Here is a 20,833-nt window from a genome sequence, read left to right on the forward strand (position 1 = left end):
CAGCTCATTCGCTTGTTACCAACTTTTTATAAACATCCATCATTATAAGATTTCAAGAACTCATCAATCAATGATTTCGGATTACTTCTTGTAGTCCACATAATAGGTAAGTCGTAATATTCCAATTCGTGAACAATGACAGGAACTTCTTTACCTAATTGCTCTTTTATGACACCTTTTTTATGAAGTTCTTGAATAACAGAAATGATAATATCCATAAAGACCGACTGCATTTGGTCGTCTTGTTCATCCAACTTATTTTCTTCTCCATTTTTTTCGGCTCTCGAATACTCTTGTTGAGTATAGAATAAATTGGCTTCTTTAAAATACAGACGGAGATTCTTGTCATTACCACCAATAGTACCCACTTCGTTTTGTAGCCAAAAAGCATAATTCCATTTGGCTTCCATTAAACTACTGGCATTCCTTTTTGCTACTTCCACTTGAGTTAAAGTGTTATAGCCTATTGTAATAACAGGACATCGGGGGTCGTCTTCAAGATTATCTTTCCAAAAGGAAATAGCATAGATATCTTTGATGTTTTGTTTCCCCATTTTATTAATCGCTTTTTCTGCTTTTGTATAAAAACTTTCAAATAATGTTTCTCTATTCATGATTTATATATTTTAGTTGGTAATGGTTTGGTGAGCAACAGCGTTCAGCTGTTATCTCGACCTTGTTAGATATATTTAAGGAATCTTGGGAGATAAACAGTATTCTTGAAGCCATTCTTCTTCCAATTCTTTAGCGATTCCATACTTTGAATACTCATCTTCATAGCCTTCATGCCACATATAATAGTGAGAACCTTCATTTGCGAGAAATATTTCTTCTGCTCGTGCAATAGTGTTACAATAAGAAATATAAAGAGGAGAAATAGAGGCAAACATACTTATATCTTCAAAGGGAGAGTAAAGAACTGATTCTGTATCAGTTATCACAAATAAAGTTATATCTCTATTCTTATCCTTACTGCAAATACAGACTTCACCTTGATTAACATGTGGTAAATCACATTTCTCTTTAAGATATAAATAGAAAGACTGGATATTTGAAATGTACTCTGGTATTCCAATATCCATCTTTTTAATAACGTCCTTTATACTCACTATTATATTAACTGTATATCTCATGAATCAATTATATCTAATGGTTCGGAAATAAGCACCGTTTAGGTGCTTCATTTCTTTGTTCAAGGCAGTTTTACCCACCATGCACTATTACATATTTATATAGAACTTCAATTTTTGACTGCTGTTTCCGGCAGAAAGGGGTGTGAAGTTCATTCCTGCACCCGGTTCGTTTTATTACAGCTCTTATCCGTATTTCATTCATTTTTTTGTTCTCCTTTCTTCTATTTTATGGAATTTTACTGTTTCTGTTCACGGCAGGGCATAGCTATCCCATATTGCTGTCATGCCGATTTTTCCCGGTGTATGTCGCAATGTTCCAATACAACCGTATATGTGATGCCGCCACTCGTTACCGTAGTGTGGCTGTAAAATCTCATCCGTCCGCAATGCTCGCAGAAATAAGGGTTCTCGTATTCACTTTCTGCCTGTTGCACTCCGGCTTCCTCTATCTCGCTTTCATCCCGTCCGAAGTATTCTTCCGGCAGGTTGCCTTTGTTGGAGTAGAAGCCATAATACCTCACGATGCGGAAATAGCGCAGGGGAACGTGTTGCAGCAGCCGGGGAAAGAACTCACGGTAATGCAGCGTCAGTTCCTTTTCCACCGGGTTTCTCCTGTCGGGTGAGTTCTTATAATCACGGTATCGGAATGAAATGTTCTCGCCGTCCATTGCCGTAATCTTGTACTCGCTCAAACATGCCCGCTTGGAATACCTGCCCACATACTGTATCACCTGCTCCGGCATTTGTATGGGCGGTTCCAGATGCACAATCCAGTCCTTTCTGTTCGCCACCCTTTTGATGAAGCCCATAAACTCCATGCGGTCGTGAAAGTCATGTTCCAGCCTGCCCGCATCGAACAGTCCTATCAGCGCATTCTCAAACTTGTAGCGGAACACCCTGCGGATAGAGGGAATATGCACGTAATCATGTTCGGGAACGGCTATTTTACCTTCGCTGTCGATGCCGCCCCACGACATAATCATGTGGGTGTGTACATGAAGCTGCTTTGTTTCCCCATAGGTGTGCAGCACGGCAATCACCCCGGTTTTCAATCCGAACTTGTGCATCATCCAGTCTTTCAGCGTGTCTGCCGAAGTCCGCATCAGAATGTTCAGTATTTCTTTCTTGTTGCGCTTCACCAAGTCCAGCAGGATATGCGGCAAGGTCATCACAACATGGCGGTGCGGCACTCGCAGCAACTTTTCTTTCATGCGTGCCGCCCATTTCAGCGTATCACGCCAGCCACATGACGGGCAAAAACGGTTCTTGCAGCTATGACTGATTTCCCGCACCTCCCCGCAATCGGGGCAGGCGTATGTGTCTATTCCCAAAGCGGCTGTACGGCACACACGGATAGCGTTCACCGCCTTGTACTGTTCGGGGGTGATGTACTCCGCAGGGTGCTGTGCGTACTCGTCCCACCAGCGGTTGAAAAAGTCCGCCAAGCGATATGTGCTTTTCCGGGAACTACACCTTTCTATGTAATCTATCAAATCAATCATTCACTACCGTTATTATTTTTACATTTGTTCATTTGTTTGTAAGTTGCTGTATATTAGTTGTTTTAATTTGCCTTGAATGTATTAATAAATGCACCCTTAGGTGTAAAATATTTCGATAATCGACACCCGGCAGGTGCGTTTCCTAATCTCTAATAGCTGTACCCTACGAATCATCCAGAGCGTCAAGCGGATTGGGTATCTTGGCTTTGTGCGCACTTGACACATGAAGATATATGGCAGTAGTCTTTATATCGTTGTGTCCCAACAGTTCCTGTATCGTGTGCAAGTCTGTCCCTTGTTCCAAAAGGTGGGTGGCAAACGAGTGGCGGAGCATGTGTACATGCACCCGGTGTTTGATGCCCGCACGTTGTGCGGCTTCTTTCAGCACTTTCACCAATGCGCTTGCCGAGTACGGTTGTCCGGGCGTTTCGCCCTCAAACAGCCATTTCTTCGGTCGGTATTCACGGAAGTACCGCCGCAGCTCTTCCAGCAGTTTGGGCGAAAGCAGCGAGTAGCGGCATTTCTTGCCCTTACCCATGACGCGCACGGACATTGTTTCACTGTTGATGTCCTTGGGGGTGAGGTTCAGCAGTTCGCTCCGCCGCAATCCGGCAGAGTAAACCAGAGAAATCATGCAGCGGTGCTTGATGTTGGACAGTTGGTCAAGGATACGCTTTATCTCGTTCCGGCTCAACACTTCCGGCAGTGTCTTGTACTCCTTGGCCCGTGTAATGCCGCCGTAGTATTGCCGTTTCCCGCCTTTCACCTGCTCGTAGTAGAACTTGATGGCGTTGATGCGCATGTTCTGCTGTGAAACGGAAATTTTCTTTTCGTTTACAAGATAAAGAATGTACCTGTTGATGTCCGCCACTTTCAGGCGGTCGATGTTGCGCCCTTTGTGGTACTCCACGAAGTCGCTGAAATAAGCCCGGTAGGTCTTTATGGTGGATGGGCTGTAGCGTTTCTGTTCCAGCAGTTCCAGATAGCCTTCCGGCAGCGTGTATTCCCTCTTGGGTCTGGGATGCCGCACATATACCCGGCTGTAATCAATGTAGGCATGGGGAGAGTAGCGGTCGTAGAAATCCGACAGCTTGAAAACGGCAGCCGCCATGCAAGCGGAATCCTTGCCGGTCATTTCCACGCCTGTATCCTGGGCAAGCAGCAGGGGGATTGCCCCGTTTCCTGCATACTCTATCCGGACATAATCCACACCATCCTTTTCTTCCTTGTGCAGGATGATGCTCCCTCTTTGCCTCTGAGCCTTGTCCATGTCGTCGAATTTTGCTTCATGGCTTCAAAGGTAGTGAAAAAACGGTATATTTTGAACAATCGTTCAAAATAATGGAAGTTAAAAAGACTAAACGGCGTCAGGCTTTAAGCAGGGAATAAACATAGCGGAAGTTTTTCTCCAGTTCGTCCACGTCCAGACCGTTCAGGAACGCCTGTTCGTAGGACAGTCCGAGAAACATCTGCCGGAACAGGGCTGCCGCTTTCTTCACGTCCGTGTCGCTCCCGATTTCTCCGCTTTCCTTCGCTTTCTGTATGACTTTCTCCCAAAGTTCATAGTCCAGTTGGAAAATCCGCTCGATTTTTTGCTTGATGTCCGGATAGTACATGCGCACTTGCGAGAGAAAATGGAAGTAATAGGAATTAAGGCTGCAATCATGCGGGCTGTGGTTATCGCCAATCAGTTCGAGAATCCTTTTCATGGAAGCGGCTACTCCCGCCACGTATTGCCCGATAAATTCCGCCAACGTATCGGCGGGAGCGGCAAACTTGTTGTCCGGCTTGTGTATTTGCAGCACATACTTGTCCACCACAGCCATGAACAAGTCCAGCTTGTGCGGAAAATAATAGACGATGCCCGTCTTGGTCAGTCCGCAGGCTCTGGCAAGCGTGATGATGCTTGCCTTCTCATAGTTCATCCTGACAAATACCCCGAATGCCCTGTCAATGATTTCTTCCCGGTTGGTTATCATGCTGATGCGTAGGTTTATGTTTTTTGGTCAGCGAAGATAAGGAAATATTGTGTTTATGGCAAGCATTTGGCGCAAAACGATTAGATGAAGTGCAGCCAATGACCTCAATTTTCTCATAGACGGGCAACTTACGATGTTCTGAATTATATCGGACTCACTTCAGGAAATCAAGGTCGAAAAAGTAGTCCTTTTTATTTCGGGGATTGACATAAATGATTCCGCTTTTATGCAAGGCAAGAAAAACGCCCAAACTGCACTTGTCCATCAGTATGGGTTCGCTGAAAAACTGCGTCCGTTTACCCTTGTAATCCAAGGTTGCTTTTACGATGCAATAGCAGCGTTCATAAGAAAACGGTTCATACATCCGGTCTGGATTCATAAGTGCTTCGCTGGCATTCGTACTCTGGCTGCGCCATGATTGGTAGGGCAAATCCGGTTCATCCAGTGAAGCAGGCGCATGTAAACGTGTTTTTAACGAATAAGCAGGAATGTCCATCCGGGTATAATGGACGGTTCGTTTGTTTTCGGAAATTTTGCAACTGTTCAAATCCACTTCCAACGCAACGCCTTTGGAACGGAGCCATTCCTTGTGTTTCTTTTTGTTGTCTTCTTCCCGCCTTTGGCTTCTCCGCATATTCCAGTACATAATGGCAAACGGAATCACCGCAAGGCTTCCGGTTACCAACATATAGCCGTATTTCCCCATATCCAAGAATATATAGGTTTGAATTATCAACAGAAACTCTATGGCTATTCCGATGTAGGAAAGGCATCCTAAAATATTGCTTTTAATGTTCATGGCCGTATCTTATTGCTAATGGTAAATAACCTGCCCGGTATTCAGCACACCGTCAGGCACATATCTAATCCCACTGCCCCAAAGATACGAAAAGAATCGGAAGGGCAAACCGGGTGGTCGGATGTTTTTTCAAAAGAAGCGGGCGGACACTTCACGCCACCCCATAGCCACTTGCCTCCCGTCCGCCGATTTCCCATTGCCCGGCAAGGCAGCCCGTTTACTTTCGTGCCGCAATCAACTTATTGTTTCACGATTTAATTCATTTGTATATGGACAACCTCAAGGACATGAAAGACGAAGTGCTGGTAATGACCAACGCTTCCGACGGCAACAAGCCCCATGTGGTAGAGCGCATCGAACAGGACGGCTCATTGAAGACCCAGCCGCTGGCAAAGGCCAAGCCCGACGGCGATTTCCTGAAAATCGGCCGCAGCGAATCCATCCTCGAAGCCTTCTTCTCCAATTTCAAACGGCAGTTTGACAACCCGTCCGACTTCCGTTTCTACCACATCCCGGCGGAACTGCTTGCTGCCGCCAAGGATATGGCGGACTTGTTCCGCAAGCCGGAAGAGAACGCGGCCATGATTGACGGGTACAGGTTAGACCCGGAACAGCACGTACAGAAACAGGACTTGCGGCAGGCTCCCGCCACCGAAGAACCCGCCCCGCAGCAATCCACGAAGTGGAGCATGGAGCAGGTGGACTGGCAGCAGCTCGCACGCATGGGCATCACGCCCGAATCGTTGGGCGAAATCGGTACGGCACGCCTGCTCAACGGGCATGAATCCGCCGTGCTTGACATCCGCACCAACTTCGAGGGCATCAGCTTTGAAACACCGGCCTGCATCCGGCTGGTGGAATCGCCCGACGGAAAACCCGTACTCAACATCGAATGCTGCAAACGGTATCCGGATTTGAAGGAGTACATGGGAACGGAACTGCCCCAAGAAGTGCAGGACAACCTGCTGAAAACGAATAACGCCGGACGAACCATTGACATCCGCCAACCTGACGGTACGGTGGAGTCCTGTCTTCTGTCCTTCAATCCCAAGACCAACCGCCTGCACCACCTTCCCATGCAGGATATGAAGCAGGTACGCGAAATCAACGGGGTCGCGCTGACCGAAGACCAGGGACTACGGCTGATGAACGGCGAGTCCGTACTGGTCGAGGGCATGTGGTCTGAGCGAAGGCAGAAGCATTACGACGCACGCCTCCAGTACAACGTCTGCAAGGGCGGCTTCGATTACGACTTCCGGGGGCTGAACCGCAAGGTGGAGCAGAGGCAGAGCCAGAGCGGACAGCGCGAAATCATCATCCCGCAGAAGCTGAAAGGGGTGGAACTGAGCCAGGAACAGAAAGATGCGTTGAAAGCAGGCAAGGCGGCCTATGTCAAGGGCATGTCCGACGGCGTCGGAGGCACGTTCAACGCCTATGTACGCCCCAACTACGAGAAGATGAAGTTCGACTTCTTCCGCTGGAATCCCGACAAGAGCAAGAAGCAGTCGCAAGGTCAGGCAGAAACACAGGCACAAAAGCCTGCACAGGCCGCCACGCAGAACCGCCGTGTCCGGAAGTCCGAGAAGAAAGGTGCCGGCGTATCGCTTTGAGTATTCACCTATAATAACTAATGTATATGAAGAATGTCATTATCGCAGAAAAGCCGTCGGTGGCGCAAAGCATCGCGGCGATTGTAGGAGCCGAACAGCGGAAGGACGGCTATCTGGAAGGCAACGGCTATGCCGTAACATGGGCGTTCGGGCATCTGGTCGGACTGGCCATGCCCGAAGCCTACGGGTTTGCCGGTTTCCGGCAGGAGAACCTGCCCATACTGCCAGCCCAATTCACGCTCATCCCCCGCCAGAAGCGTGAGGGGAAGGAATACAAGGACGACCCCGGCGTAGTGCGCCAGTTGAACATCATCAAAGGACTGTTTGAGGGTGGCGACCGCATCATCGTGGCGACTGATGCCGGACGCGAAGGGGAGCTGATATTCAGATATATCTACCATTATTTAGGCTGCACCAAACCGTTTGTCCGCCTGTGGATAAGCAGCCTGACCGACAAGGCCATCCGCGAAGGGATGGAACGGTTGCTGCCGGGCAGCAATTATGATAATCTCTATCTTTCCGCCAAGGCACGTAGCGAAGCGGACTGGCTCATCGGCATCAACGGCTCGCAGGCGCTCAGCCTTGCCGCCGGGCGGGGCGTGTTCTCGCTCGGACGGGTACAGACACCCACATTGGCCATGATTTGCTCCCGTTATCTGGAGAACAAGTCGTTTGCCCCGAAGAAGTACATGCAGATACGCATCACGGTGGAGAAGGATGGCATTGCGTTCCATGCCACAGCGGAACAGCGTTACGAGGACAAGACCGCCGCAGACAGTGCGTTGGGCGAAATGAAAGCGTGCGGCACGCTCCGCATAACAGCACTTGCCCGGCGGGAGGTCAAAGAAGAACCTCCGCTGCTCTATGACCTGACCGCCCTTCAGCGGGATGCCAACACCCGGCTGGACTTCTCCGCCGACCGCACGCTCTCCCTTGCGCAAAGCCTGTACGAGAAAAAGGTGCTGAGCTATCCGCGCACCGGCAGCCGGTACATTTCCGAAGACGTGTTCGACGAAATCCCCTCGCGCATCGCCCTCTTGCGGCAACATCCGCGTTTCGGGCAGTATGCCGCGTCGCTTTCCGGCGCACCGCTCAACCGCCGCAGCGTGGACGGAGGGAAAGTAACCGACCACCATGCGCTGGTTATCACCGAGAACCTGCCCGACGGCTTGTCCAAAGACGAACAGGCCATCTACGACATGGTAGCCGCCCGCCTGCTCGAAGCCTTTTCCGCCCCCTGCATCAAGGAGGTAACGGAAATCCATGCGGCGGTGGGCAACGACACGGTGCAGGCCAAGGGCACGGTGGTCAAGTCCGCCGGATGGCGTGCCGTGCGCGGCGAAAAGGAAGAGGACGATGGCGGGGGTATGGCACTCCCAAATCTGGAACAGGACGAGACGCTCCCGATAAAGGCACTCGAAGCGGTAGAGCGGCAGACCAAACCCAAGCCGCTGCACACCGAAAGCTCGCTGCTCTCGGCGATGGAGCATTGCGGCAGGGAGATTGACGACGAGCAGCTACGGGCGAGCATCCGCGAGACGGGCATCGGAACCCCTGCCACCCGTGCTGCCGTCATCGAAACGCTGTTCGCACGCGGTTATATCCGGAGGGAGAAGAAAAGCCTTGTGCCCACCGACAAAGGCATGGCGGTCTATGAAACGGTGAAGGACAAGAAGATTGCCAATGTGGAAATGACTGCTGCATGGGAGGACACGCTGGCACGCATCGAATCGGGCGAAGCCGACGCAGCCGCCTTCCGGCGCGACATCGAGGCATATACCGCACAGATTGTGACCGAACTGTTGGAAACCAAAGTGTCCGTAGCGCCTTCGGAAAGCGAATACCCGTGTCCCAAATGCCGGAACAGCCGGGTGCTGTTCTTCCCCAAGGTCGTCAAATGCGCCGATGTGGACTGTGGCTTTACCCTCTTCCGTAACAAGGGCGGCAAGGAACTGTCGGACAAACAGCTTGCCGAACTCCTGACCAAAGGCAGAACCGGTGTTATCAAAGGTTTCAGAAGCAGGGAGGGCAAGGCTTTCGACGCTTCATTGGTATTGCGCCCCGACTTCTCCGTGGGCTACGAGTTTGCCGACAAGAAACCATCCAAAGGCAAATCTTCCAAGAAATGACCCTCCCGACATCAACTCGGACTTGAAGCGGGATGAGGTCGGACTTGATGTGCCATGAAGTCCGGCTTGATGCTACATCAGGTACGGCTTCATCCTATACAGGCATAAAATGTATTTTGTAACACGAATAAAAAGAAGAATCATGAATCCGAACAAACCGAACATGCCGGCTCCGTCGGTAGAGCCGGACGAACTGTCCTATTACCGCCTTACCCTGTTGTCCTACCTCCGCGAATCGCATCCCGAACGGGCTGCCGACGATGCTTTTATCCGCGCGCGTGCCGAACTTGCCGCCGAAGCGTTCAGCAATGCCGTCAGGTCGGGCATGAATTATGACGAAGCCGTCCAACAGGCGGACGAGGTGCTGTTTCAGGGTCTGCACTTTTCCCGGCTCGACACGCTCATTACCGTGTTGTGGAACGAGTTTGCCGATGAGGTACCCGCAGGCCGCGCCCGCGAGGTAGCTCTCCAGCTCCTGCCCGAATGCGGCAGGGTGTTCAGCGGTTACGACCTGAGCGACGGTTTTGAGTTTACCCCCGACTTTGACCGGCTGTGCGGGGAACTGGCCGGTGTAATCTCAATCTGGCTCGAAGAAAATGGCATATAACAAGAAGGCACATCTTAGGGACAACATCGAGGCCATCCGCCTGATGTTCCGTCTGGAACGGGAGAGGCGTGCCGCCACCCCGGAGGAGCAGGCGGTATTGGCCGCCTATTCCGGTTTCGGGGGCATCAAGGCGGTGCTGTCCCCTTTCGGCAAGCTCACCGACATCCTCCGCTGGACGCAGAGCGACCGCGAACTCTTTCCCCTTGTGTCGGAACTGCATGGCGTGCTCCGCGAGGGGGCGACGGATGAACGGGAATACAAACGGCTGGTGGACAGTGTGAAGGCATCCACCTTTACCGCGTTCTATACACCGCCGGAAATCATCGGTGCACTGGCATCCTCATTAAGTGAGCATGGCGTGTCGCCGCACCGCTTCCTTGACCCGTCATCGGGCACGGGTAACTTCATCACCGCTTTCCAATCGCATCTTTTCACGGCCACCGCCCAGCCCGAAATGGCGGCATACGAAAAGGATTTGCTGACCGGGCGTATCCTCCGGCAGCTTCAGCCCGGTACGGATGTCCGTGTGCAAGGCTTCGAGGAGCTTCCCCCGCAGGACAACGGGCGGTTCGACGTGGCGGCGAGCAACATCCCCTTCGGCGACATCCGCGTATTTGACCCGTTGATGGACGATGGTACGGCACGGCGTTTCGCGCTCGGTTCCCTGCACAACTATTTCTTCGTCAAGGGGCTGGATGCCGTGCGCGAGGGCGGCATCGTGGCTTTCATCACCTCACAAGGGGTGATGAACTCCGCGATGGGCACTCCCGTGCGCCAATATCTGATGGAAAGGGCGCGGCTCCTGTCCGCCATCCGCCTGCCCAACAACCTGTTTACCGACTATGCCGGTACGGAGGTGGGCAGCGACCTCATTGTGTTGCAGAAGGACACGGCATCCGGAAGGGAATACACCGGCCTTGAAAAAGCCTTCGTGGAAGTCAGCACGCAGGCCGACGGCACGACCCAGAATGAATACTTCGAGCGTACCGCCGCCATTGTCCATACGCGCGGCCATGTGGGAACCGACCCTTACGGCAAACCGGCACGCGTCTTCCTGCATGACGGGGGCATGGATGCCATCGCCGCAGACCTGAAATGGATGCTGGACAAGAACCTGTCGGAAAACCTCGACCTTGACCTTTATCTCCGCTTCTCGCCGGTGCGCGAGTTGCGCGAACTGGCGGAAGTACGGGCGGAAAGTCTTCAGGAACGCATTGCACAGGTGCGGGCGTTATCCAAGCCGGAACAGCAGCGTGTCGCGACGGAAACGCCGGAGGCGGTTGTGGAAGAACCGCCCATTGTCCGCTCTGAACCGGAGAAACCCGTCACGCAGGAGCCACTGATGTCCCTGTATGACCTTTTCGGTTTCACACAGGAGGAACGGCAGGCGTTCAGCACCGGACGGAAGCCCAAGCGGAAGAAGAAGCAGGACACCCCGCAGCTCTCCCTGTTCGACATTGTGGAACCGCTCAGCGGCCAGTCCGTACCCGACAAGGGGGATGCCATTGCCGCATCGCCCGCAGAAAAGCCTGCCCGGACTGCACAGCCCGAACCGGCAGCCGCACCCCAAGCCCCGTCGGAAGAAGAACTCCGGGAACGGGAGCGCCGCCGGGCGGAGGAAGAGGCCGCACGGCAGGAGCGCATGAAGCCACGCCCCTTCACCGGCGAAAGGCTGGAGCACTACCGGAACGGCTCACTGGTGGATATGGACGGGCAAATCGGCTACCTCTCCGGCATGGATAAGGGAATCCCTGTGTTCCATCCGCTGGAACTGCCTGCCCGCCAGCAGCAGCGTGCCGCATCCTACATTGAACTTCGCGACACCTACCACCGCCTGTACAACGACGAAGCGGAACACCGGCAGGAGAACGGGGAACTGCGTGCGGGCCTGAACGGGCTGTACGACGGCTTTGTCCGTCAGTTCGGCAACCTGAACGACAAGAAGAACATCGACCTGTTCCGCATGGATGCCGATAACCGGGAAATCCTCGCCTTGGAGCGTTATACCGACGGCAAGGCGGTCAAGGCCGACATCTTTGACCATCCCGTGTCGTACAACGTGAACGAGATTACCCACACCGACGATGTGCACGAGGCATTGGCGGCCTCGCTCAACAAATATGGCGAGGCAGACATGGAATATATGGAATCGCTCACCGACAAGCCGCAGGCACAATTGCTGGATGAACTGCGCGGCAGGGTGTTCTACAACCCGCTGGCGAAGCGTTTCGAGATTGCCGACCGCTTCATCGCGGGCAATGTCGTGGCAAAGGCGGAGTATATCGAGGAATACTTGCAGACACATCCCGAAGATGCCGAATCGCGCGTTTCGCTTGAAGCATTGCGTAAGGCGGCACCGGTACCCATTCCTTTTGAGGAACTGGACTTCAACTTCGGCGAACGCTGGATACCGGCTGCCGTGTACAGCCGCTATGCCTCATGGCTGTTCGACACCGACGTGTCCGTCCGCTACAACGCCAGCGCGGACGAGTACAATATCCGTGCCTCCGAACTCAGCCCGCGTATCTATAACCAATATGCAGTCCGTTCCGAAACGCGCCTGTTCAACGGCGTGGCCCTCATGCGCCACGCCATCCACAACACCACGCCCAACATCACCAAGACCGTCACGGACAAGGACGGCAAGGACATCAAGGTGCGCGACCCCGAAGCCACGCAACTGGCCAACAGCAAGATTGACGAGATACGTGAAGGCTTCTCCGACTGGCTTATGGAGCAGTCGCCGGAGTTCAAGAAGAAGCTGGAGGACATGTACAACCGCAAGTTCAACTGTTTCGTGCGCCCCAAGTTTGACGGCAGCCACCAGACCTTTCCAGACCTTGACTTGAAAGGGCTGGGCATCAAGGATTTGTATCCATCTCAGAAAGACTGTATCTGGATGCTGAAGATGAACGGCGGCGGCATCGCTGACCATGAGGTGGGTGGCGGCAAGACGCTGATAATGTGCGTCGCCGCCTACGAGATGAAGCGGCTCGGATTGGCGCACAAGCCGCTCATTACCGGCCTGAAGGCGAACATCCACGAGATTGCGCAGACCTTCCGCACCGCCTATCCCCATGCCAAGATACTCTATCCGGGCAAGGAGGACTTCACGCCCGACCGCCGCGTGGAAATCTTCAACCAGATGAAGAACAACGACTGGGATGCCATCATCCTCTCGCACGAGCAGTTCGGCATGATACCGCAGTCGCCCGAAATCCAGCGCGACATCTTGCAGCAGGAACTGGACAGCGTGGAGGAAAACTTGGAAGTCTTGCACCAGTTAGGCAGCGAGGTAACCAATGCCCAACTCAAGGGCGCGGAAAAGCGCAAGATGAACTTGGAAGTCAAGCTCAAGGAGCTGACGCACGAGATAGAAACCCGCAAGGATGATGTGGCGGACTTCAAGCGCATGGGCATCGACCACATCTTTGTCGATGAGAGCCACCGCTTTAAGAACCTCATGTTCACCACGCGCCACGACCGTGTGGCGGGGCTGGGCAACTCGGAGGGCAGCCAGCGTGCGCTCAACATGCTCTTTGCCATCCGCACCATCCAGCAGCGCACCGGCAAGGACTTGGGAGCCACATTCCTGTCGGGGACGACCATCAGCAACTCACTGACCGAGCTGTACCTCCTGTTCAAATACCTGCGCCCCAACGAACTGGAGCGGCAGGGCATCCGCTCCTTCGACGCATGGGCGGCGGTGTTCGCACGCAAGTCCATTGACTATGAGTTTTCCGTGACCAACGAGATTGTGCAGAAGGAACGCTTCCGCTATTTCATCAAGGTGCCCGAACTCGCCTCGTTCTATTCCGAGATTACCGACTTCCGCACGGCGGAGGACATCGGCATCGACCGCCCGAAGAAGAACGAGATACTGCACAACATCGCGCCCACGCCCGACCAGCAGGAGTTCATCGCCAGGCTCATGGAGTTCGCCAAGACCGGCAACGCCACCGTATTGGGCCGTCCGCCGCTGACCGAGAAGGAAGAAAAGGCCAAGATGCTCATCGCCACCGACTATGCCCGCAAGATGTCGCTCGACATGAGGCTTATCGACCCGCTGAAATATGACGACGACCGCGACAACAAGGCGACCCACTGCGCCGACATGATTGCGCAGTATTACAACCGATACGCCGAGCATAAGGGCACGCAGTTCGTGTTCAGCGACTTGGGCACGTACAAGCCCGACCAGTGGAACCCGTACAGCGAAATCAAGCGCAAACTGGTCGAAGACCACGGCATCCCCGAAGACCAGATACGCTTCATTCAGGAAGCCAAGACCGAGAAGAAGCGCAAGGCGATGATTGAGGCGATGAACGAGGGGCGCATCCGTGTGCTGTTCGGCTCCACCGAAATGTTGGGCACGGGTGTCAATGCGCAGAAAAGATGCGTGGCCATCCATCACTTGGACGCACCGTGGCGCCCAAGCGACCTCCAGCAGCGCGACGGGCGCGGCATCCGCAAGGGCAACGAGGTGGCGAAGCTCTATGCCGATAACAAGGTCGATGTCATCATCTATGCGGTGGAGAAATCATTGGACAGCTACAAGTTCAACCTGCTCCACAACAAGCAGCTTTTCATCACCCAGCTCAAGCAGAACCGCATGGGCAGCCGCACCATCGACGAGGGCAGCATGGACGAGAAAGGGGGCATGAACTACTCCGAGTATGTCGCCATCCTCTCCGGCAACACCGACCTCTTGGACAAGGCGCGTCTGGAGAAGAAGATTGCAGGGCTGGAGGGCGAGCGCAAGGCGTTCCAGCGCGGCAAGGGCGATTCGCGCATCCGGTTGGAGACCCTGTTGGCTAACCAAGCCTCCAACAGCGACATCATCGCGAGGGCGCGGCAGGACATGGCCGACTTCGAGAGCCGCGTGCAGTACGACAAGGACGGCAAGAAGCTCAACCCGCTGAAGATTGACGGGGTAACGGGCAGCGACCCCAAAGTCATTGCCGCCCGACTGCACGAGATAGAGGACAAGGAGCGCACGCACGGCCAGCCGGTTCCCATCGGCTCCCTCTACGGCTTCGAAATCGTGGTCAAGACCGACACCACCGTCAAGGAAGGGCTGGACTTCTGCGAGAACCGCTTCTTCGTGTGCGGCGCGGGCAAGCTCCTGTACAACTACAACAACGGACGCTTGGCGGCCGACCCGCAGACCGCCTGCCGGAACTTCATCAACGCCTTCGACAGCATCCCCCGCCTGATAGAGAAATACACGCGGGACAATGCCGACATCGAAAAGGAAATCCCCGTCCTGAAACAGGTCGTGGACGAAACATGGAAGAAGGAGGATGAACTAAAGCAGCTCAAGGCCGAGCTTGCCGCACTCGACCGCCGGATATTGCTCTCCCTCAAATCCGTCGATGCGCAGGAGGCCAACACCGAAGGGGTAACGGAAATCCGGCCGGAGCCACAAGCTCCATCGGTAGCGCAACCCGCCCCCTCAATGCCCGGCAACCCTGCCGTCCCGGCATCGTCCGAGCCATACATCCACCGTATGCCCGACTATATGGAACATGCGGCGGAGCATAAACCGCCGGTGCTGCACGCCATGCCCAAGAGCATCAGCATCAAGGAACTGATGAGCGCGGGTAAGGAAAAGGGAATGACTGACGGCATCCCCCAGCCGGAGGACGGCACGGAGAAACCGCAGGAAAAACCGAAATGGAGGATGAAGCTGTGAGCAGGGCACACTTAATGAAAAACTTGGCAACCTCCTTACACGTATATGGTAGTTGCCAAGTTTTTCTATCTCAAATCTCGAATACATTCTTGATATGTTTTTCACCAGAATGTATATTGAGCCTTGAACTTCTCATAAACATTCTTTGCAGCCTCCCTTTCTTCCCTGCTTTCAGGTTTCAAGTGAGCCATCTTCTCCGCAAAGCGTTTAGCGTCCTTACCGGTAACCACCGGCGTTTCTTTAATCGGTCGAGCCATACTTCCTATTCCGTTATTTTATTTTCAATGTCCAAACAGAACAAATCCAAACTTTTATTCTTTTGTCTGCATAGCCTTAACCCTTTCTTCATATCTTTGGCTATATTGCTATAATCCAGATTCTTTTTATCAGTATCTATATACTTGCTCCTTTTCTTACGGTCAATCCGGTTAATCAAATAGTGTAGATGTTCTTTAGGATTTGCATATTGGGCTGTTTCTTTGCAAGAGGTATCAAACAAAGGTATCAGCCAAGCATCGGTTTCTTCTATGGCAATTGCATAAGCAATTTTGTCCCGGTATGCTTCTGGAATAATTTCGGTTATCTTACTTTTTACGTTGCCATAAAGTTGTTCGCTGTATGCTTTCCAATCGGTATCTTTCGTGCGTAAAGGTTCTGCAATGTCATATCCGGCCTCTCCACGTTCTGCCGTGTCAATCTGGACAACCAGCAGGGCATCTCCCATTAAACCATCGAAAAATGGTTGCAGCAGATGTTCATCTCCGCATGATTTCAAGACCAGATTCCAGTTGCTGAAGTTCAATTCGTTCAAATCCGTTTCGTCAAACTGCTCGCTCGGGCGTAATTGTACGATGTCGCTACCGTCAATGCCTTTTGCCGCTTTCAAGACGGCTTTTATCACGGCAATATCAGCTTTTCCTTCGGCTATTATTCCTAATCTCATATGGTCAGAAATTGTAGGGAACACCACCAATCAATCCTTTCATCCACATTTCAGACAGCATCATGCGATGTTCTCCGCTCTGTTCCTTGGTCTGGATACGTTTGACCTGCGTTTTCCCTTCGTCATTACGGGTTACGACATACAACCGTTGGCTGTCATCATTCAAGTTCATCCCGTCTAAAATAGCCGGATTATGGGTGGTAATCAATACCTGTTTGCCGTTCTTCAGAGCCAATTCGCCAATCTTTTTCATCAAAAACCTGCACAAACGAGGATTGAGTCCATTCTCTATATTGTCTATGGCAAAGAAATCCGGTGTCTTCTTGCTGATGAACAAAGTCAGGTAAAACAATACTTCCAATGCGCCTTCATTGGCATTTTCCGCAGAAAACAAGTTGTTCTTTTTCTGCATGAATTTGTCCCTGAAATAAAGATTGGACTTGCTCCGTCCCAACTTATATCCTTGCATCTTATATCTTTCTTCACTGTCGAAAAATATGTCCTCAATCCATGATATATATTCTTTTGCGGATTCCTTGATTTGGACGATTTCCTCTTTGGGAAGGTTGTTCAGCAATACATCAAGACCTTCCCCGTTCACACCCAACGGATATTGCATACTGTCAGAAGTCAATCCGCGAAGTGCATTGATAGATAATGAATAGATAAGGTATTTAGCGATGTATGCCCGCAATATCTCCATTTTCCTTGTAACGACATCCATATTTCCCCGGTTTGCTCCGGTTGAACATGAAGCAGCCCAAGTAGAATATATATCTTCTGGCGTTGGATTATTTATTGCATATTGGATACGTTCTCCTTCCGTACCGGATAGATTCACGTTTATGGTATTATTGGCCGCTTGCCCATAAAAAGAGCTGAACATCAAATCCGGTTTGGCAATACGGATACCTTTTTGTATCATGGCATTGACCTCTATTTGGCAAGAGCGCTCTGCGGCAACCATCCCAACAGCTTCCAATATATTGGATTTGCCGGAACCATTGGCTCCGATAAATACATTGACATTTCCTATTGAGAAAGTGGCCGATGTAATGGACTTGAAATTCTTTATGGTTATTGTATCTATCATATTTTTAGCAGGAAATACCTAATATTCATTACTTATGTGAATGTTACCTGTTGCAAAGATACTGTTTTTTCTCTACCATAGCAACGAAATAATAGCATATTTTGAATGGCAAAACTGGAAATGAAATATGTTTGGTGGCTTTTCCAATGGAGCATATTCCAGCTTTTGCGACACGAAACTGGAATTTTATTCACTGAGGACACAAATTTTGATGTGCAAAAGTACCCTAACCAATTCTTGCCTTACAAATTTTGAAGATTATAACAGCAAAATCTACAAATTTTGGAGAATAAAAATGATAAAACACCTTCCCGGATTGCAAAAAGAATGGCTTCACCCTGTCCTCCCGACAGAATGAAGCCGGTTGTTTAACCTAAATAGCGGGAACTTCCTGCTTCACAGCGGTAGAGAGTATCCCTGAACGATGAACATCCAAGATGCATTATCCACAATCATCTGAGAGTTCTTTTCCTTCTGTTTCTTTCTCCCTGCCGTTTTCATCTATTTCTTCGGGCATCGGATAGGTTTCCGACAGCTTGTCCTTCCGTGCCTGACGTTTGATTTCGTTCTCGTCAAAGTTGTTGCGGATGAACTCGTGCAGGTCTGATTCCTTGTAATAGGTCTTGTGGTATATTGAATGGAACTTCAACGCCCCGTTGTTCCGGTATCGCTGGAGCGTGCGCTTGCTGATGCGCAGCAGTTGGCACACCTCCTGGTTGTCGTACAGCCGTTCCCCGTTCAGGTAGTTCAGGTGTTTCTGCCGGTTCTCCGCCTTGTCCAGCTTGCGCGATATGCGGTAAAGCTCGCCCATGATGCGCTCCATCCATGCCTCAAATTCAGTCTTGTCCACTAACATGGCCGTTCCTCCTGTGCTTTTATACCTCGCCCAGCATGTAGCTGTTCGGGCTGTCGGGTGATTTCACAATGATTTCCTTCTCTCGCATGAAGCGGATATAGCTCTTGGCCGTGCGTTCCTTCACCTCGAAAGCCGTTTGAAGCTCTTCTGAAAGCTCCATGTAGCCGATGAAGCGTTTCCGGCTGAACAGTTCGCGTGCTACTGCCACGAGTTCCTCCTCCTTGCGCTTGTCCTTTTCCTCCTTCGGTTTCTCGCCCAAGTAGGCGTGCATCGCCTTCTCCTTGTCCCATGCGAACTGCATGAGCGGCACATCCAGCGGGCTTCCGTCCCGTACCTTCAGGGCTTTCACCACCGAAACGGCGGGGTTCGTGTCCTTTTCGATGGAGAGGATGGCGGCAGCCTTGCGTTGCAGTTCGCTGCCCAAATGTCCGCGCAGCTTCAGCCCGTTGGGGATGAAGTGCAGCACCGTGACGATGCACGTATTGTAGATGCCCGCCAGCCGGTAGAGTTCCTCCACGACGGCGATGCTCTCCGCCTCGTCGTTGGCGCAGCGTATCAGGTCGGCAATGCCGTCAATCACCACCAGATGGATGCCCCCGTATTGGTAGTGAAACTTGTCCATGCTGAGCACGATGGACTTCAACCGCTCCTTGCGGCTCATCCCCGTCAGGCAATACGCTTTGAACCATTCCGGCATCGTGTCGCGTCCGCAACGGCGCAGCAGGGTGCTTACGTTCTTGTATAGCTGCACCTCGCTTTGCTCGGTGTCATAGAACAGCACCGCCTTGTCTTTCGGGTTCCCTTCGATGGAAACGCCCAGCGTGTCGATGCCCTCCGCGTTTTCCGGTTTCACAGCTCCGGCAATCAGGGCTGCCACATAGTTGCTTTTCCCCGTACCTTCCCCGCCGGTGATGCAGAGCAGGTTCCCTTGTGTTCCCAGCGGCACATCGTTCACCGATACTATCATTTGTGCCACAGGTGGCGGGTTGTTGAAATCCAACTCGCATGATTTTAGTGCTGACATAGCTTCGTTATATAATGTATCAAGATATTCCAGAAATAGCCTTATCAAATCCTCGCGGCTGTTGCCCAACGCGAAATAGTCGCTGATGTCCTTTTCCTCCTTCTGGCCCGAAAGCGGCAATACCAGCCTTTTAACTCCATATAGCCTGAGTTCTTCCTCCCGTTTCAAAGAACTTTCCAGCCCGGTCTTGTCCGTGTCGAAAAGCAGCACGATGTGTTTGAAACGGAAACTTAACCGGTGGATGAGCGTTTGCGGTATCATGGCTGTTTCCGAATTGAAGCAGATGGCGTTCAACCCGTGCGCGGCAAGGCTCATTACATCCTTCTCCCCTCCGGTAATAAACAGCAGGTCGCCTTTGGCCGGAAGCTGTTCCAACCCGAAACAGTAATTTTCCCCCATATCGCCCCCGTACAGGAAACGTATTTGCGATTGGGGACGATATACTTTGACATGTTTCCGTCCTAAATAGCCGAACATAGGTTCTTGTTCTGTCGCGATAAGGGTGTAGGGCTTGCCATCCGCATTCTCGCTGCTGAACTTCTTTAATGAAACCGCCCGATATTGCTTCAGGATGTTTTCCTGGATGCCGGACTTGCCCCAAAAAGCAAGTTCCAATGTCGAAAACGGCTTCTGTACGGTGGCATACGGACGCTTGCGCCGTTCTACAGGAATATCAGCCGGCACATCAAACTCACTATTGGTTCCCATAGGACGGTTTTCCTCCAAGTTATCATTCCTTGATAGCCCCAGATACAGGTCCCGGTCGATAATCCGCATAATTTCCACGAAATCTTTCGGATTGCGGCAGTCCAGTCCGTTCAACCTGCCCACCAGCTCGAAGCAGTCGCCCGAATATTCCTCGTTGCCGAAATCCTTCATCTTGAACACCCCGGCTTTGCGGTCGTAATAGATATTGCACGATGCTTTCGTGTCCCGGTAGAACGGGTTCAGGAAATTCTTCCCCACCTTGAAATCCTTGCCGAGATAATGGCGGAATACATGAATCCCCTTGTCGGTTGCCTTCAGAATGTCATCTTTTCTTATCATGTCCCGTTCTGTTTAGGTAGTTCCTGCGAAATTCTTCCAGATTCCCCGGCTTGCACCGGATAGTCCGTTCTTCCAGACAACGCTCCACTTCCGAGAGCTTGTACATGCACCGTCCCCGAAGCATCGAGTAGCTGATAAGATTGTCGTCCCTGAGCCGTTGCAGCGTCCGGGTGCTGATGCCCAGCGCGTCAGCAAGCTGGTTGCTGTCCAGCCACGCTTCTTTCTTTTCTTCGGAGGGCAGTTTTGCCTCCGCCACAAAATCGGCTATCTGCTCGATTTTGTTCACGAGCCTCTTATAGGCGTCGCTTTCCATTGTGATTACTTCCATTGCAAACTCTTTTTTGAATTAGTTTGCTGCAAAAGAATGGGAATAAAAAGGGACGCATGGTATACTATACGTATACTACACCATCATT

The 20,833-nt window shown here is 51.9% G+C and carries 16 protein-coding genes; 4 read left to right on the plus strand and 12 right to left on the minus strand.

Annotated features, from left to right (window positions below; all coding sequences use genetic code 11):
• Nucleotides 1-26: 26 nt before the first annotated feature.
• The 6 genes from BQ5591_RS19745 to BQ5591_RS19770 all read right to left on the minus strand — a co-directional run bounded on the left by BQ5591_RS19745 (nt 27) and on the right by BQ5591_RS19770 (nt 5,413).
• Nucleotides 27-614, minus strand: a complete 588-nt coding sequence (locus tag BQ5591_RS19745) for a hypothetical protein (protein ID WP_025893102.1) — start codon at nt 612-614, stop codon at nt 27-29.
• A gap of 75 nt (nt 615-689) precedes the next feature.
• A complete protein-coding gene (locus tag BQ5591_RS19750) occupies nt 690-1,082 on the minus strand; it encodes a hypothetical protein (RefSeq protein WP_083381069.1) in 393 nt (130 codons plus the stop codon).
• A gap of 332 nt (nt 1,083-1,414) precedes the next feature.
• The gene (locus tag BQ5591_RS19755) at nt 1,415-2,635 is read right to left on the minus strand and encodes an IS91 family transposase (protein WP_071150639.1); all 1,221 of its coding nucleotides are present in this window, start codon (nt 2,633-2,635) and stop codon (nt 1,415-1,417) included.
• 163 nt (nt 2,636-2,798) lie between these two features.
• Entirely contained in the window at nt 2,799-3,905 is a 1,107-nt protein-coding gene (locus BQ5591_RS19760) for a tyrosine-type recombinase/integrase (protein ID WP_071150640.1), read from the minus strand.
• Between the two features lie 97 nt (nt 3,906-4,002).
• Complete coding sequence (locus BQ5591_RS19765; RefSeq protein ID WP_071150641.1) at nt 4,003-4,614, minus strand: TetR/AcrR family transcriptional regulator; 612 nt, start codon at nt 4,612-4,614, stop codon at nt 4,003-4,005.
• A 154-nt stretch (nt 4,615-4,768) separates the two neighbouring features.
• Nucleotides 4,769-5,413 (minus strand): hypothetical protein, encoded by a 645-nt coding sequence (locus BQ5591_RS19770; protein ID WP_071150642.1) that lies wholly within the window; start codon nt 5,411-5,413, stop codon nt 4,769-4,771.
• 269 nt (nt 5,414-5,682) lie between these two features.
• Here BQ5591_RS19770 and BQ5591_RS19775 point away from each other — a divergent pair, with 269 nt between their 5' ends.
• The 4 genes from BQ5591_RS19775 (at nt 5,683) to BQ5591_RS19790 (ending at nt 15,454) form a co-directional block, all read left to right on the plus strand.
• Nucleotides 5,683-7,023 (plus strand): DUF3945 domain-containing protein, encoded by a 1,341-nt coding sequence (locus BQ5591_RS19775; protein WP_071150643.1) that lies wholly within the window; start codon nt 5,683-5,685, stop codon nt 7,021-7,023.
• A 26-nt stretch (nt 7,024-7,049) separates the two neighbouring features.
• Nucleotides 7,050-9,152, plus strand: a complete 2,103-nt coding sequence (topB, locus tag BQ5591_RS19780) for a type IA DNA topoisomerase (RefSeq protein WP_071150847.1) — start codon at nt 7,050-7,052, stop codon at nt 9,150-9,152.
• Between the two features lie 142 nt (nt 9,153-9,294).
• Nucleotides 9,295-9,759, plus strand: coding sequence for a DUF1896 domain-containing protein (locus BQ5591_RS19785; protein WP_071150644.1), 465 nt, complete (start codon nt 9,295-9,297; stop codon nt 9,757-9,759).
• On the plus strand, nt 9,749-15,454 hold the full coding sequence (locus BQ5591_RS19790) for an N-6 DNA methylase (RefSeq protein WP_071150645.1): 5,706 nt from the start codon (nt 9,749-9,751) through the stop codon (nt 15,452-15,454). Before BQ5591_RS19785 ends, BQ5591_RS19790 begins: the two co-directional genes overlap by 11 nt.
• A gap of 101 nt (nt 15,455-15,555) precedes the next feature.
• On the opposite strand, the gene BQ5591_RS21640 is transcribed toward BQ5591_RS19790, so the two are convergent.
• From BQ5591_RS21640 to BQ5591_RS19815, 6 genes are all read right to left on the minus strand, one after another.
• Nucleotides 15,556-15,711 (minus strand): hypothetical protein, encoded by a 156-nt coding sequence (locus tag BQ5591_RS21640; RefSeq protein ID WP_162841934.1) that lies wholly within the window; start codon nt 15,709-15,711, stop codon nt 15,556-15,558.
• Between the two features lie 5 nt (nt 15,712-15,716).
• Complete coding sequence (locus BQ5591_RS19795; protein WP_235817121.1) at nt 15,717-16,421, minus strand: TetR family transcriptional regulator; 705 nt, start codon at nt 16,419-16,421, stop codon at nt 15,717-15,719.
• On the minus strand, nt 16,402-17,490 hold the full coding sequence (locus BQ5591_RS19800; protein ID WP_071150647.1) for an AAA family ATPase: 1,089 nt from the start codon (nt 17,488-17,490) through the stop codon (nt 16,402-16,404). The genes BQ5591_RS19795 and BQ5591_RS19800 overlap by 20 nt, the downstream gene beginning before the upstream one ends.
• Nucleotides 17,491-17,932: 442 nt before the next feature.
• The gene (locus tag BQ5591_RS19805; RefSeq protein ID WP_071150648.1) at nt 17,933-18,346 is read right to left on the minus strand and encodes a helix-turn-helix domain-containing protein; all 414 of its coding nucleotides are present in this window, start codon (nt 18,344-18,346) and stop codon (nt 17,933-17,935) included.
• Between the two features lie 19 nt (nt 18,347-18,365).
• Complete coding sequence (locus BQ5591_RS19810) at nt 18,366-20,417, minus strand: bifunctional DNA primase/helicase (protein WP_071150649.1); 2,052 nt, start codon at nt 20,415-20,417, stop codon at nt 18,366-18,368.
• Complete coding sequence (locus tag BQ5591_RS19815) at nt 20,401-20,745, minus strand: helix-turn-helix domain-containing protein (protein WP_071150650.1); 345 nt, start codon at nt 20,743-20,745, stop codon at nt 20,401-20,403. The genes BQ5591_RS19810 and BQ5591_RS19815 overlap by 17 nt, the downstream gene beginning before the upstream one ends.
• Nucleotides 20,746-20,833 lie beyond the last annotated feature (88 nt).

It is taken from the genome of Bacteroides ndongoniae (assembly GCF_900108345.1).
Taxonomy (GTDB): Bacteria; Bacteroidota; Bacteroidia; order Bacteroidales; family Bacteroidaceae; genus Bacteroides; species Bacteroides ndongoniae.

What these genes read in the sequence shown, in the direction of transcription:
- BQ5591_RS19745 (WP_025893102.1), bottom strand. Translation starts at nt 614, where the DNA reads ATGAATAGAGAAACATTATTTGAAAGTTTTTATACAAAAGCAGAAAAA.
- BQ5591_RS19750 (WP_083381069.1), bottom strand. Translation starts at nt 1,082, where the DNA reads ATGGATATTGGAATACCAGAGTACATTTCAAATATCCAGTCTTTCTAT.
- BQ5591_RS19755 (WP_071150639.1), bottom strand. Translation starts at nt 2,635, where the DNA reads ATGATTGATTTGATAGATTACATAGAAAGGTGTAGTTCCCGGAAAAGC.
- BQ5591_RS19760 (WP_071150640.1), bottom strand. Translation starts at nt 3,905, where the DNA reads ATGGACAAGGCTCAGAGGCAAAGAGGGAGCATCATCCTGCACAAGGAA.
- BQ5591_RS19765 (WP_071150641.1), bottom strand. Translation starts at nt 4,614, where the DNA reads ATGATAACCAACCGGGAAGAAATCATTGACAGGGCATTCGGGGTATTT.
- BQ5591_RS19770 (WP_071150642.1), bottom strand. Translation starts at nt 5,413, where the DNA reads ATGAACATTAAAAGCAATATTTTAGGATGCCTTTCCTACATCGGAATA.
- BQ5591_RS19775 (WP_071150643.1), top strand. Translation starts at nt 5,683, where the DNA reads ATGGACAACCTCAAGGACATGAAAGACGAAGTGCTGGTAATGACCAAC.
- topB (WP_071150847.1), top strand. Translation starts at nt 7,050, where the DNA reads ATGAAGAATGTCATTATCGCAGAAAAGCCGTCGGTGGCGCAAAGCATC.
- BQ5591_RS19785 (WP_071150644.1), top strand. Translation starts at nt 9,295, where the DNA reads ATGAATCCGAACAAACCGAACATGCCGGCTCCGTCGGTAGAGCCGGAC.
- BQ5591_RS19790 (WP_071150645.1), top strand. Translation starts at nt 9,749, where the DNA reads ATGGCATATAACAAGAAGGCACATCTTAGGGACAACATCGAGGCCATC.
- BQ5591_RS21640 (WP_162841934.1), bottom strand. Translation starts at nt 15,711, where the DNA reads ATGGCTCGACCGATTAAAGAAACGCCGGTGGTTACCGGTAAGGACGCT.
- BQ5591_RS19800 (WP_071150647.1), bottom strand. Translation starts at nt 17,490, where the DNA reads ATGATAGATACAATAACCATAAAGAATTTCAAGTCCATTACATCGGCC.
- BQ5591_RS19805 (WP_071150648.1), bottom strand. Translation starts at nt 18,346, where the DNA reads ATGTTAGTGGACAAGACTGAATTTGAGGCATGGATGGAGCGCATCATG.
- BQ5591_RS19810 (WP_071150649.1), bottom strand. Translation starts at nt 20,417, where the DNA reads ATGATAAGAAAAGATGACATTCTGAAGGCAACCGACAAGGGGATTCAT.
- BQ5591_RS19815 (WP_071150650.1), bottom strand. Translation starts at nt 20,745, where the DNA reads ATGGAAGTAATCACAATGGAAAGCGACGCCTATAAGAGGCTCGTGAAC.